The sequence below is a fragment of the Mesorhizobium maamorense genome, from assembly GCF_044998965.1.
GTDB lineage: Bacteria > Pseudomonadota > Alphaproteobacteria > Rhizobiales > Rhizobiaceae > Mesorhizobium.
Genome location: NZ_CP173356.1, coordinates 3,089,553 through 3,102,135, shown reverse-complemented (window position 1 = coordinate 3,102,135; position 12,583 = coordinate 3,089,553). Strand labels below are relative to the sequence as shown.

At 65.9% G+C, this 12,583-nt stretch carries 14 protein-coding genes and 1 pseudogene; 5 read left to right on the top strand and 10 right to left on the bottom strand.

The genetic code is table 11. From position 1 onward, the window contains the following. Positions 1-6: 6 nt before the first annotated feature. From ACIU1A_RS15790 to ACIU1A_RS15775, 4 genes are all read right to left on the bottom strand, one after another. Entirely contained in the window at positions 7-921 is a 915-nt protein-coding gene (locus ACIU1A_RS15790) for a sugar phosphate isomerase/epimerase (protein WP_140622968.1), read from the bottom strand. 38 nt (positions 922-959) lie between these two features. Then, on the bottom strand, positions 960-2,495 hold the full coding sequence (locus ACIU1A_RS15785) for a mannitol dehydrogenase family protein (RefSeq protein ID WP_404927694.1): 1,536 nt from the start codon (positions 2,493-2,495) through the stop codon (positions 960-962). After that, the gene (locus ACIU1A_RS15780) at positions 2,492-3,274 is read right to left on the bottom strand and encodes an SDR family oxidoreductase (protein WP_404927693.1); all 783 of its coding nucleotides are present in this window, start codon (positions 3,272-3,274) and stop codon (positions 2,492-2,494) included. Before ACIU1A_RS15780 ends, ACIU1A_RS15785 begins: the two co-directional genes overlap by 4 nt. Before the next feature lie 70 nt (positions 3,275-3,344). Next, entirely contained in the window at positions 3,345-4,238 is an 894-nt protein-coding gene (locus ACIU1A_RS15775; RefSeq protein ID WP_404927691.1) for a MurR/RpiR family transcriptional regulator, read from the bottom strand. Positions 4,239-4,566: 328 nt separating this feature from the next. Here ACIU1A_RS15775 and ACIU1A_RS15770 point away from each other — a divergent pair, with 328 nt between their 5' ends. Together ACIU1A_RS15770 and ACIU1A_RS15765 are read left to right on the top strand one after the other, a co-directional pair. Continuing rightward, positions 4,567-5,751, top strand: coding sequence for a Gfo/Idh/MocA family protein (locus tag ACIU1A_RS15770; RefSeq protein ID WP_404927690.1), 1,185 nt, complete (start codon positions 4,567-4,569; stop codon positions 5,749-5,751). A gap of 286 nt (positions 5,752-6,037) precedes the next feature. Next, positions 6,038-6,571 (top strand): sterol desaturase family protein, encoded by a 534-nt coding sequence (locus ACIU1A_RS15765; RefSeq protein WP_140500066.1) that lies wholly within the window; start codon positions 6,038-6,040, stop codon positions 6,569-6,571. Between the two features lie 47 nt (positions 6,572-6,618). Here the strand turns inward: ACIU1A_RS15765 and dinB are convergent. Next, a pseudogene (dinB, locus tag ACIU1A_RS15760) lies at positions 6,619-7,858 on the bottom strand (DNA polymerase IV). A 141-nt stretch (positions 7,859-7,999) separates the two neighbouring features. Here dinB and ACIU1A_RS15755 point away from each other — a divergent pair. Next, positions 8,000-8,236, top strand: coding sequence for a hypothetical protein (locus tag ACIU1A_RS15755; protein WP_140500063.1), 237 nt, complete (start codon positions 8,000-8,002; stop codon positions 8,234-8,236). 144 nt (positions 8,237-8,380) lie between these two features. Here the strand turns inward: ACIU1A_RS15755 and ACIU1A_RS15750 are convergent, their stop codons facing one another. Then, positions 8,381-8,797: a helix-turn-helix domain-containing protein gene (locus ACIU1A_RS15750; protein WP_140516034.1), complete on the bottom strand. Its 417-nt coding sequence runs from the start codon at positions 8,795-8,797 to the stop codon at positions 8,381-8,383. A gap of 140 nt (positions 8,798-8,937) precedes the next feature. On the opposite strand from ACIU1A_RS15750, the gene ACIU1A_RS15745 reads away from it, so the two are divergent. Together ACIU1A_RS15745 and ACIU1A_RS15740 are read left to right on the top strand one after the other, a co-directional pair. Next, positions 8,938-9,360 (top strand): dihydrofolate reductase family protein, encoded by a 423-nt coding sequence (locus tag ACIU1A_RS15745; RefSeq protein ID WP_404927689.1) that lies wholly within the window; start codon positions 8,938-8,940, stop codon positions 9,358-9,360. Beyond that, positions 9,327-9,524, top strand: a complete 198-nt coding sequence (locus ACIU1A_RS15740; RefSeq protein WP_404927688.1) for a dihydrofolate reductase family protein — start codon at positions 9,327-9,329, stop codon at positions 9,522-9,524. Before ACIU1A_RS15745 ends, ACIU1A_RS15740 begins: the two co-directional genes overlap by 34 nt. 151 nt (positions 9,525-9,675) lie before the next feature. Here ACIU1A_RS15740 and ACIU1A_RS15735 read toward each other — a convergent pair whose 3' ends face one another. From ACIU1A_RS15735 to ada, 4 genes are all read right to left on the bottom strand, one after another. Continuing rightward, positions 9,676-10,419 (bottom strand): 2OG-Fe(II) oxygenase, encoded by a 744-nt coding sequence (locus tag ACIU1A_RS15735; protein WP_404927687.1) that lies wholly within the window; start codon positions 10,417-10,419, stop codon positions 9,676-9,678. After that, entirely contained in the window at positions 10,416-10,961 is a 546-nt protein-coding gene (locus tag ACIU1A_RS15730; protein ID WP_404927686.1) for a methylated-DNA--[protein]-cysteine S-methyltransferase, read from the bottom strand. The genes ACIU1A_RS15735 and ACIU1A_RS15730 overlap by 4 nt, the downstream gene beginning before the upstream one ends. 284 nt (positions 10,962-11,245) lie before the next feature. Beyond that, positions 11,246-11,476: a hypothetical protein gene (locus ACIU1A_RS15725; protein ID WP_140500055.1), complete on the bottom strand. Its 231-nt coding sequence runs from the start codon at positions 11,474-11,476 to the stop codon at positions 11,246-11,248. Between the two features lie 12 nt (positions 11,477-11,488). Then, positions 11,489-12,568, bottom strand: a complete 1,080-nt coding sequence (ada, locus tag ACIU1A_RS15720) for a bifunctional DNA-binding transcriptional regulator/O6-methylguanine-DNA methyltransferase Ada (protein WP_181165265.1) — start codon at positions 12,566-12,568, stop codon at positions 11,489-11,491. Positions 12,569-12,583: the final 15 nt, after the last annotated feature.

The window sequence follows — 12,583 nt, the reverse complement described above, 5'->3', positions numbered from 1 at the left end:
GCGCCTTCATTTGACGAAGGGACGCAGCACGTCGCGGGCAAGCAGGAAACCGCGCTTGACCTTATCGTCGCTGCCCTCGAACCACCGGTCCTCGTGCTCGATGATGATCGGGCCGTCATAGCCGGCACGGTAGAGGCCGGAGAAGAAGCCGTTCCAGCCGACATCGCCCAGCCCCGGCATGCGCGGCACCTGCCAGCCTATGCCAGACGAAAGGATTCCGCGCTCGTACAAACCATCATGATCAATCATCAGGTCCTTGGCGTGGACATGCAACATGTAGGGGCCGAATTCCCTGATGAAGCGGGCCTGGTCGATCATCTGCCAGACCAGGTGTGAAGGATCGAAATTCATCCCGACATCGCCGCCCCAGGTTTCGAGGATGCGGCGCCAGACCAGCGGCGAATAGGCGATGTTGTGGCCGCCCGGCCATTCGTCATAGCTGAAGATCATCGGGCAGTTCTCGAAAGCGAGCTTGACGCCGTGATCGCGCGCATGGGCGACGATATCGGGCCAGATTTCGAGCGCGTGCTGCCAGTTGACGTCGACGGTCTTCGAGGCATCGCCGCCGCAGAAGGTGTTGACCAGGGGCACGCCCATATTCGCGGCCAGCACGATCACCTGCTTCAGATGGTCGATCACCGTCTTGCGGTGGGCGGCATCGGGATGCAGCGGGTTGGGATAGTAGCCGAGACCGGAAATGGTCAGCCCCTTCCCGGCAAGATTTGCCGCGATGTCCCTGGCCTGCGCCGGCGAGGTCGCGGCGGCGTCGATATGGCTTGTGCCGGCATAGCGGCGGCTGGCGCCCGAGGCTTTCGGCCAGCAGGCGATTTCCAGCGCCTCGAAGCCGGCCGAGCTTGCCCAGTCGGCGACCGCGTCGAGCGGCGTCTCCGCGAACGGTGCGGTGAGCAGTCCAAGCCTCATAATGCCTCCCCCGGTCGTGAATTCACGACCGATTCCTACTATGCAGATCGTGCCGGTTGCTTCAACCGCTCATCTGCCGGTTGCGCGCATGCATGCCTGACGGTTGCCATCGGATCGTCCGACAACAGCCCGTCGAGCGCCGATGTGACGGCTTTGCGGAACATGTCGTTGGCGGCGAGGGCGGGATCGAAGATGGCGTCGATCGCCAGGATGCCCGCAGCCAGTGCCGGGACGTCGCGTCCGCTTGCCTCCGCTATGCCAGCGATCTTGACGGCATAGGGGTCCGACACCGGCCAGCGCCGGCCGAACCGGGATGAAGCCTGGACCAGATAGGCCATCCAGCCGGCGACGGATACCGACAGCAGCGCAATGCTTTTTGCTTCGCCCAGCCGATCGCGGATCGGGTTGAGCAGGCGCTGAACGATCTTTTGCGAGCCGTCGGTAGCGATCTGGTGGTTGCGGTGGCGGATCGCGGTATTCTGCAGACGGCCAAGGCTCTGCTCGACATAGGCTGATGGGTCCATGCCGGGCACCGGCTTCAACGTTGGCAGCGTCTCCTCGACGAGCATGCGGCGCACGAAGGCCGACAGCAGCGGGTCCGCCATCGCATCGAAAGTGTGTTCGAGGCCGGCCAGCACGCCGAGATAGCTGAGCGTCGTCTGAGCGCCGTTCAGCACACGCATCTTGAGATGCTCGAACGGCGTGACGTCGTCGACGAAGGTTGCCCCCACCAGGTCCCAGCGCGGCACGCGGCCGGCGAATTTCTGCTCGATCACCCATTGCCGGAACGGCTCGCCGGCAACGACGGCTCCATCGCGGTAGCCGAAAAGCTGCTCCACACCGTCGAGATCGGCCTGCGTGCTCGCCGGCACGATGCGGTCGACCATGGCGCTGGGGAAGGCGGCATTGGCCGCGATCCAGCCGGCAAGGCCGTTGCCGCGCCGTTCGGCAAAAGTCCGCACGACATTTTCCAGGATGATGCCGTTCGCCGGGATGTTGTCGCACGAGAGCAGCGTCAGCGGCCGGCCGTGCGTGGCCATGCGTTGCTCCAGCGCCCGCGCCAGAATGCCGGGCACGCTGCGCGGCGTCAGCGGGTTTGCGAGATCGTGGACGATGTCGGGATGGTCGAGGTCGAGCGCGCCGCTGGCCGGAATATGGCAATAGCCCTTTTCGGTAACGGTCAGCGTCACGAATTCGATGTCCGGGGAGGAGAGCACTTCGAGCGCGGGCATAGCGCTCGCCTGGCTATCGACAAGGCGCACGATGCTGCCGATGACGCGGGCCTCGACATGGGAATCCTTGCGGATGAGCCTGGTGTAGAGCCCGTCCTGAGGGCCGAGCGTATCGGCGAGCGCCGGCGGACGGATGTTGATGCCGACCACGCCCCAGCGGCCGAAGCTCCGCGCCAGGAGGTCGTCGGTGTATTCGGCCTGGTGGCAGCGGTGGAAGGCACCGACGCCGAGGTGCGCCATGCCTGCCTGGAGCAAGGCACGGTCATAGCCGGGCCTTTGCACCGTCGCCGGCAGGCGGCCGAGCAAGGCCGGACCGAGCGTCTCGGGCGCGGCTGTGCTCACCGGTTGGCTCCGATCACCCACTGTTCCTGGTCGATCAGCGAGCCGGTCATCGGTCCCGCGGCGTCGGAGAGAAGGAAGACGGCGAGCCTGGCCACGTCCTCCGCCGAGAACAGCCGGCCGAAGGGCTGCGCGGCGTTGGCGGCATCGAGCCAGCCGGCGCCGTGGCCGAGCGTCTCGGCCTGCATGACGCGCTCGGCGGGCGTATCGGTCCAGCCGACATTGATGCCGTTGACGCGGATGCGGTCGAAACGGTGGGCGTTGGCGGCGTTCCTGGTCAGCGTCGCCAGCGCGCCCTTGGTGGCGGAATAGACGGCGAGCTCGGGCGAGCCGCAATGGGCATTGATCGACAGGATGTTGACGATCGCGCCGCCCTGGCCCCGCTTCCGCATGTCGGCAATCGCCGCCTGCATGAGGAAGAAAGGGGCGCGGGCATTGACGGCGAACAGCGAGGCCCAGTCGTCGGGGGTCGCATCGAGGAAGGAGGCCCGGTCGGTCAGGCCGGCGGCATTGACGAGACCGTCGATACGGCCGAAGCGGTCGATGCAGGCTTGCGCAAGGAGGGCAGGGGCTGCCGGGTCGGAAAGCTCGGCGGCGATGAAGTGTGCCGGCGTGCCCGCTTGCGAAAGCTCCGCAGCAACGGCCTCGCCGCGCGTCCCGTCGCGGCCGGTGACCAGCAGGCCGTCGGCGCCGGCACGCGCCAAGGTTTCGGCGACTGCCCGGCCGATGCCTTGCGTCGCGCCGGTGACCAGCACCATCTTGCCGTCGAGCTGAAGCTCCATTCCTCCTCCCGGAACAAAGTTTCTATTTCTGAAGATATGGAATGTCAGTTCCCGTTAGTCAACCGCGCAATCATTCTGCCCGTTGGGCCACGACGCCATGGACCAAAGCCATGCCGACGGCGAGCGACGCCGCCAGCGAGCGGAAGCCTGCGAAATCCTGTTCCACCACTTCCAGCCAGGTGTCCGAGAACTTGACCAGCGGAGAAAAAGTGCTGTCGGTGATGGTGACGATCCGCGCGCGCCGCTCGTGGGCGACCGCGACGAGGTCGGGCGTGATCGAATTGTAGGGGCTGAAGGAGACCGCCAGCACCGCGTCGCGTCTGCCGATGCAGCCGACCTGGTCAAGCGCGGTGGAGCCGACATTGTCGACCAGCACATTGCGCACGCCTTGCTGCGACAAGGTCAGCGAGAGATAGCTGGTGACGGGAAAGGCGCGCTTGGAGCCGATGACGTAGATCAGCTCGGCGGCCGAAAGCAGCGCCACCATCTTCTCGAAGCTCTCGATATCGAAGCTGGCCTCGATGCGGCCGAGCGAGTCTTGCGAGGCGCCGACCATGCCGCGCAGGAAATGCAGGTCGGCATTGGATACGCGCGGCGTGCGTTCCTGGCCGCGCCCTTCCGGCCAGGACGCCTTGACATGGTCCTTGAACAGGCCCTGAAAATCGGAAAAGCCGGCATAGCCGAAGATCTGGGCGAAGCGCACCAGCGTCGAAGGCTGGACCCCTGCCTGCGCGGCGACCTGCGCGATGGTGCCGAGCGCGACGTCGCTCGGATGCTGCCACAGGAAGATCGCGACCTGGCGCAGCCGCTTGGGGAAATGGACCGTGCCCGACGACAGCACCGCGCGCAGCTCCTCGTAAGTCTGCGGCTTGATATAGCCGAGCGCCGCCAGCGAACGCCCGCGCTTGCGGGTCGCCGCCTCGTCGGCGCTGGACCGTCCGGATGATTTGCGCGCCCCGGTCATGATTTCAGGCTAGCGCGATACGATCGTTTTACAATACGAAAATTGGAAATCCTGTTCGAGGTGGTAGCTGTTCTGCAGCGAAGAAGTTCGATCCATTCAACATAGCACCCTGTGGCGCCCCCTCTGTCCTGCCGGACATCTCCCCCACAGGTGGGGAGATTGGCAGCGTCGACCGCGACGCCTTTCATGCAACGCTGGCAATTTGGCGAAAGCCGGCGTGACATCCGATCTCCCCCTTGTGGGGGAGATGTCCGGCAGGACAGAGGGGGGCGCTACAGAACTCGACGGTGGGTGCTGGCTTAACATCCTTAAATCGGAGGAGACAAACATGGTTTATGCGACATCGGACGGATCGGCGGGCAAGCGTTTGCGCGTCGGCATGGTGGGAGGCGGGCAGGGCGCCTTCATCGGCGCGGTGCATCGCCTCGCCATGCGGCTCGACGACCAGATCGCGCTGGTGGCCGGAGCGCTGTCGTCCGACCCCGGGAACGCCGCCGCCTCGGCCGCCGAGATCGGCATCGCGCCGGAGCGCAGCTATGCCGATTACCGCATGATGGCAAAGGCGGAGGCGGCGCGCCCGGACGGCATCGAGGCGGTCGTCATCGTCACGCCCAACCACCTGCACGCGCCGGTCGCGACAGCCTTTCTGGAAGCCGGCATCGATGTGATCTGCGACAAGCCGCTGTCGACGACGCTGGGCGAGGCGCAAGCCCTGGTGGCGCTGATGCGGGAGAAAAATCGCCGCTTCGTCGTCACCCTCAACAACACCGGCTACGCCATGGTGCGCCAGGCGCGCGAGATGGTGGCGGCGGGCGAACTCGGCCGCATCGTCTCCGTGCACGGCGCCTATATCCAGGACTGGCTGACCAGGCCGATCGATGCCGACGGCCAGAAACAGGCGGAATGGCGCACCGACCCGGCGCGCGCGGGCCAGTCGGCGGTGCTGGCCGATATCGGCGTGCATGCCTTCAACCTGGCGAGTTTCATCAGCGGCCGCGAGGCCGAGACGGTGTCGGCCGACCTGTTCACCGCCGTGCCGGGACGGCGGCTCGATGACAACGCGCATGTGCTGGTGCGCTGGGCGGGCGGGGCACGCGGCACGATCCTGGCCAGCCAGACGTCGCCCGGCCACTATAATGATCTCTCCGTGCGCATCTATGGCGACAGGGCGGGGCTTGAATGGTCGGGCACGCGGCCCGAGGAACTGCGCTTCTCCAGATATGGCGAGGAAAGCCGCACGCTCGTGCGCGGCGGCCATGGCTCGACGCAGGAAAGCCGGCGCGTGTCGCGCATGCCGGCCGCTCATCCCGAAGGCTATATCGAGGCCTTCGCCAATTTCTACCGCGACGCCGCCGACATCATCCGCGCGCATCGTTCGGGCGCTGCTGTCGATGCGGCCCGGGCGGCGCAGGTGCCCGATGTGGTCGACGGCGCGCGCGGCGTGAAGTTCGTCGCCGCGGCGGTGGAGTCGAACGCGGCTGATGGGGCGTGGACGGCGGCGAGGTTTGGGTGAGGGTGTGCCATCCAATGTGAAGTACGCCATCGCGGCCACGTCGACGGTGCCGCGCTGTTGATGGCGATCAAGAGTTGGCCGTCCATTCGGGACCGCGCTGTGTTCCGCCATTTTTCAAGCCCGTTGCGAGGCTGGTTTCGAAGGCAACAGCCGGTTGACTGGCTTCCAAATCGTTGCCGCCGACCTTGCGCGAGGTGATTGCGACGCTATGTCAGGCGCATCCGCGTTGCTCCCCGCCCGCGCATTCGGCAATCTGTCGCTTGTTCGGCGTTGAAGGCTTGCTCCGATGGAACTCGGTCTCATTGGATACTACAGCGACTTCGTGGTTTACCCCCTGGCGATCGCCCTGCTGGCTGTGGCCGGGCTTATCGAGGCCGGCGAAGAGAGCGCGCCGGGCTGGCTGGCGACGGCGCTGGCGTGCCTGTGTCTGTGGACGCTGATCGAATACGTCATGCACCGCTTCGTCCTTCACCACATTCCCTGGATCAGGGATCTGCACGCCCGCCATCATGTCGAGGAGCGCAGTCCGGTGGGCACGCCGACCTGGCTCAGCCTCGGCGTGCATGCGCTTGTCGCGTTCTTTCCCGTATGGATGGTCTCGGATTTCGCGGTCGCCAGCGCGGCGAGCTGCGGGCTGATGCTGGGCTACCTATGGTACGTCAGCATCCACCATGTGATCCATCACTGGCATCCCACTCATCCGAGCTATCTCTACACGCTGAAGCGCCGCCACGCGCTGCATCATCATGTCGACGAAAATGTCAATTTCGGCGTGACGTCGCTGTTCTGGGATCGGGTCTTCGGCACGATGCGGCTCTGAAGCCAACTGGTGTGTGCCATTCGAGGAGCGCAGACAGCCATTCCCGCTTACAATTCCTTCTGCGCCAATTCCCTGAACTCGTCGGGCACGGAGCGGGCCGCCTCCAGCGCCATGATGCCGTAGCCGACGGCCTGTTTGCCGAAGCGCTCGCGGATCTTGTCGATGGCGCGGTCGGCGCCGAAGCGTGCGAGGCCCTTCCTGGTGCCGGGGCGGCGCTTTTCGTCGGCGAGGCCGAGCGGCAGTTCGAGCTGCAATTCGGCACTTTCCTCCAGATGCGAGACCGAGATCGCCAGCAGCGAAATCGTCCTGTCATGCGGATGATCGGCAAGCACGCCCCGCACCAGGTCTGTCGCGATCTCGGCCAGCATCACCGTCGCCGAGATCGGCTGGTCGAGCGTGATCGAGCGGGTGACGGCGCTGAGGTCGGCGAAGCGCACGCGCACCGTCACCGTGCGGCCGAGGCGCGCCTTGGCGCGCAGCCGGCTGGCGACCCGGTCGGCCAGATGCAGCAGGACGGGGATGTAGACGCATTCCAGTGCCGGCTTGCGGCCAAGCGCCGACTGGGCACCGGCCGAATGGGCGCGGCGACGTGTTTCCAATTTGCGCGGATCGCGGTTCCACGACAAGGCGGCAAGCTTTTCGCCGGCGGCAGGGCCGAGCAGCCGCGCCAGCGCGCCGCTGTGCGTCCTGGCCAGTTCGCCGATTCTGGACGCCGATCTCGGCCAGCCGCGCGCTGGTCGCCGGGCCGACGCCCCACATCAGGGAGACCGGCAGGTCATGCAGGAAGGCGATCTCGGTGCCGGGCTCGACCACCACCAGCCCATCGGGCTTGGCCACCTGCGAGGCGATCTTGGCCAGGTGCTTGGTGCGCGCCACGCCGATCGAGATCGGCAGGCCGAGTTCGCTTCGCACGCGGCGGCGAATGGTCGAGGCGATCTCCCGCGGCTGGCCGAACAGATGCGTGCAACCGGCGACATCGGCGAAGGCCTCGTCGATGGAGATGCGCTCGACCAGCGGCGTGAAATCGTCGAGCACTTTCATCGCGGCGTCGCCGAGCCGCTGGTAGTCGCGGAAATTTCCGCCGACGAAGATCAACTGCGGGCAGAGCTCGCGCGCCTTGCGCCCCGGCATGCCGCCGCGCACGCCGAAGGCGCGGGCTTCGTAGGAGGCGGCGAGCACGACGCCGCCGCCGACCGCGATCGGCTTGCCGCGCAGCGACGGGTCGAGAAGCTGCTCGACCGAGGCGTAGAAAGCGTCGAGATCGGCATGCAGGATGGTGGGCTCCATCCCCGGTTCCTCGCGACGTTGTAGAGTATGGAACATAAAGAGAACAAACATTGCTCGCTGTCAAGCGAGGTCGCGATCCGCCGGAACATTGTCGCTCACAATCGCGTTGACGGCCGAAGGGCGCCGCGTGCGGAGGCTGGCATGGGCAACTTTGAAATGATCGATCTGGTTTGCGTCGTCAACGCCTGCTCGACCGACCGCGCCGCGGGGCGGCTGGTTTCGATGGCCAAGGCCGTGGAGGAATTGCGGGTGCTGACCGGCGATTTCGTCTCGGCCGACGAAACGGTCGCGAATGCGCTGAGTGAAGTCGCGCTGCAGTGCGGCTGCGCCGTGCTGTTCGATGAGCAGGCGGGCGCCGACATATTGCGCACGCCATAGCTCGTCGCCGGCGTGCTGCAATGCATCACGCAACCGTTCCAATTGCTTGTTTTTGCGCTATTCCGAACAGAGGGCCGTGACGCACTTTCTAACGCGCGTTGCCTGTGCGGGTCGTTGTCCCCGAGGCCGCCTTGGCGACATCCATCAACCGAGATGCTCCGCCCGCAGCGCCTGCTTGAGGCGCTCCAGCGCCGGCTCGCCGTCGGCAGCGAGCTTATCGGCGATCCTTGCCAGATCATCGTCGGCCTTGCGGTGCTTGCTGCCCCAGGCGCCGAGCGTGGCCAGCACGGGCACAAGGTCGATGCCGGCCTCGGTCAGGCGATAGATCGCCTTCAGCCCATGCGAGGGATCACCGCTGCGGGTGAGGATGCCTTCGTCCTGCAATGTCTGGAGGCGCTCGGCCAGCGTACGCGAGGAAATGCCCTCATCGGATTGCAGGAATTCGCGAAAGTGCTTTTTTCCGGCGAAGACCAGGTCGCGGATGATGAGCAGCGTCCACCGGTCGCCGAGCAGTTCGAGCGACAGGTTGATGGGGCAGCCAGACCGGTCCCGTGTCGACATGTGTATGGTTCCATTTTTAAATCGCTTTACTATTGACATCGTTTTCATCTCAGGTCAATAGTTCCAAATGTAAACCATCGGCAACCGTGCCGGCCGGACGGGTAAAACGAGCCGCTCGGCCCTTGACTGGGAGAACCATAATGAAAAAGCTGATCCTCCAGATGCAGATGTCGGTCGACGGTTTTGTCGGCGCCGCCGGGGATCATCGCTGGCAGCTCTGGGAATGGGGCGACGACAGCGCCTGGGACGAGGAGCTGAAGCGGGACTTCAACGCCGTCTTCGCCGGCATCGATACCATCCTCTTGAGCCGCAAGATGGCCGAGGAAGGCTACCTCACCCATTGGGGCAATGCGGCGAAGAGATATCCGCGCGACCCGTTCTATGCTTTCGCCCAGCGCATCGTCGAGGCGAGGAAGGTGGTGCCGAGCGACAGGCTCAAGGCCTCGCGATGGGAGGGCACGACAGTGGTCAGCGGCGACCTGCCGCGGGAGGTCGACTTGCTGAAGAGGGGTGAGGGGGCGACATCGCGGTGTTCGGCGGCGCCGGCTTCGCCTCGGCGCTGATCGCGGCCAGGCTGGTCGACGAGTTCCAGCTGTTCATCAACCCGGCCGTGCTGGGCGCCGGCCGCCGGATCTTCGACCAAGGCGGGTTCGGCAGGCTGCGGCTGCTCGGCTCGAAATCCTATGCCTGCGGCATGGTGGTGAGCCGCTACGCGCCGGCCGGCTAATCGAAAGGCATTGCACTGATATCATGCCTGCCGTTGAGCTTGGGCATGGCAGTCGGCGATGCAGCACCAAGCGCGGTTGTGCCTTAGCCCCCAGGGGCGAAGGGAACACGCGCCTCGATCTACTCTTGGTCAACACCTTGGCCTCACCAATTCACTTCGCATCATGAAAAATGATGCCCACCGTGTGCCGCATGCCCGAGCGCAGGCGGCTGACGCCGTGGCGCAGATTGACGCGGTAATTGCCCTTGGTGCCCTGCACCGGCCGATTGTGGACGGCGAAGGAGACGGCATCGCCCTGGCGCAAGGGCACCACTTCCACCCGGCTCTGCATGCGCGGCCGCTGTTCGGTCAGGGCGAACTCGCCGCCGGTGAAATCCTCGCTGGGTTCTGAAAGCAGAACCGCCACCTGCAGCGGAAAGGCGAGGTCGCCATAGAGGTCCTGGTGCAGGCAGTTGAAGTCGCCGGGCACATATTGCAGCAGAAGTGGCGTCGGCCTGACCTGGCCGGCGGCGTGGCACTGTTCGAGAAAGGCGGCATGCGTTTCGGGATAGCGCGTGGCGATGCCCATGCGTTCGTTCCACAGGTTGGCGACCTCGGCCAGCCTGGGATAGAGCGCCGTGCGCAGCCCGCCGATCAGGTCCGGCAAAGGGTAGCGGAAATAGCGGTATTCGCCCTTGCCGAAGCCGTGCCTGGCCATGTGGATATGGCTGCGGAAATGTTCTTCATGTGGATAGAGCCCGGCGAGTTGTCGGCACTCCTGCGGCGTGAGCAGCTTTTCCATCACCGCACAGCCGAAGCCGTCGAGTTCGGCGGCTAGGGCTGGCCAGTCGTAAGCGGCAACGCGTTCCTCGGCGGCTTTCACCACCGATGCCGCAACCTTGGCATGGGCGTTCATATCGCGGCCTCTTTGTCGAGCAAAGCGTGCTTGCGCTCAGTGCCCCAGCGGTAGCCGGAGGGCGTGCCGTCGGCGCGGACGACGCGGTGGCAGGGAATGCCGAGCGCGATCGCGTTAGCGGCGCAGGCCGTCGCCACGGCGCGGGCGCCGTTCGATTGGCCGAGACGCTGGGCAAGGGCGGCGTAGGTGATGGTTGCGCCGCGGCGGATGCTGCGAAGCTCGCCCCAAACTTTTTGCTGGAACGGCGTGCCGCGGCTGATGTCGAGCGGCAGGTCCAGGCCGGCGGCGGGCGTTTCGATGAAACATGCTATCGCTGCGAGATCGTCATGCAAGGCGGTCTCGTTCTCGACCAGCATCTTGCCGGGAAAGCGGCTGGCGAGGTCCTGCGCCAGCGCCTCTGCGTCGTCGCCGATCAGGATGGCGCAGACGCCGAGGGAACCGCGCGCGGCGAGGATTTTGCCGATCGCGGATTGGGCGATGGCGTAGGTGATGGTGTCGGCGCCGGAGGCTGTCGCCGGCGTGTGGGTTTGCATGAGGTTCATTGCTTCACTCCTTCCGTGTGCCTGAACCCTAGCCGCGTGCCTTCCGTTCCTCACTCCGATGCTTGCTTTCAAATTCAATTTCCGGAACGGTGCGGAGGTAAGTACCCTACGGCGCCCCCCTCTGTCCTGCCGGACATCTCCCCCACGAGGGGGAGATTGGCAATTTCGGCGCCCCACTCATTCCTGCAACGTCGTAGATTGGCGAAGGCGGTTGTGACAGCCAATCTCCCCCCAAGTGGGGGAGATGTCCGGCAGGACAGAGGGGGGCGCCGTAGAGCGCTGATTTATGCGATACGAATGACAGCAACCTCGCCAAGCAAAAAAACCTCGCCTGATAACAGCCGCAGTTCGATCTCGCCGGTCGCGCCACGGCTCCACTCGGCCTTGCCGCTCTCGACAAGCTCCCCGAGCGCAGCCATCACCAGCGACCGCGCATCTTTGGCGCGTCTGACGGCGCCGCGATGGGGGATCCCAATGTCCGCATCGGTGGTGGAAGACCTTGCCATCGCGCCCATTGCCGCTCCTCCTCAGGCCTCGCGGCCGAGCAGCGCGCGCTTGCGCTCCGCGCCCCAGGCGTAGCCGGACAGGGCGCCGTCCTTGCGGATCACGCGGTGGCAGGGAATGGCGACCGCGAGCGCGTTGGCGGCGCAGGCGCCGGCAACGGCGCGGGTCGCCTTCGGCGCGCCGATGCGCCCTGCTATCTCGGCATAGGAGACGGTGCGGCCGGCCGGGATGTCCCGCAGGGCCTGCCAGACGCGCTGCCGGAACGCGGTGCCGCGCAGGTCGAGCGGCAGGTCGAGACCAAGCCTTGGAGCCTCGACGAAACCGACGACGCGGGCGACGAGCGCCTCATAATCGCGGTCGGCGCCGATCAGGCGCGCCTTGGGGAAACGGTCCTGCAGGTCGCGCACCAGCGCGTCCGGGTCGTCGCCGAGCAGGATCGCGGCGACGCCCTTCCTGCTCGATGCGACAAGGATGGCGCCGAGCGAGCATTCGCCGACGGCGAAGCGGATCTCCTCGCTGGCGCCGCCGGCGCGGTAGCGCGTCGGCGTCATGCCGAGCATGCCGGCCGACTTCTCATAGAAGCGTCCGCTCGAATTGAAGCCGGCATCGTAAATCGCCGCTGTCACGCTGGCGCCGTCTTCCAGGCCCCGGCGCACCCTTTCGGCGCGCCGGGCGGCCGCGTAGTCCTTCGGCGTCAGGCCGGTAACGGCCTTGAAGGTGCGGTGGAAATAGCCGGCGCTGCGGCCGGCGGCGGCGGCCAGTTCACCGAGCGACGGTTCTTCCTCGCTCTGTTCGATCCTGCGGCAGGCCTCGGCCACCATCGCGGCGTTGCCGGCCTCGAGCGAAGGTCCGTCGGGATTGCAGCGCCGGCAGGCGCGAAAGCCGGTTGCCCTGGCCTCGTCCAGCGTGTCGTGGAGCTGCACGTTCTTCGGGTTGGCGCGCCGCGACGGGCAGGAGGGCCGGCAATAGACGCCGGTCGTGGCCACCGAATACCAGAAGCTGCCATCGGCCGATTTGTCGCGCGCCACGACTTGCGTCCAGCGCGGATCGTCGGCGACCGGCAGCGGCGCGGGTTTGAGATACTTGGCAAGGGTGATGAACATGGCCGGCATTGAAGC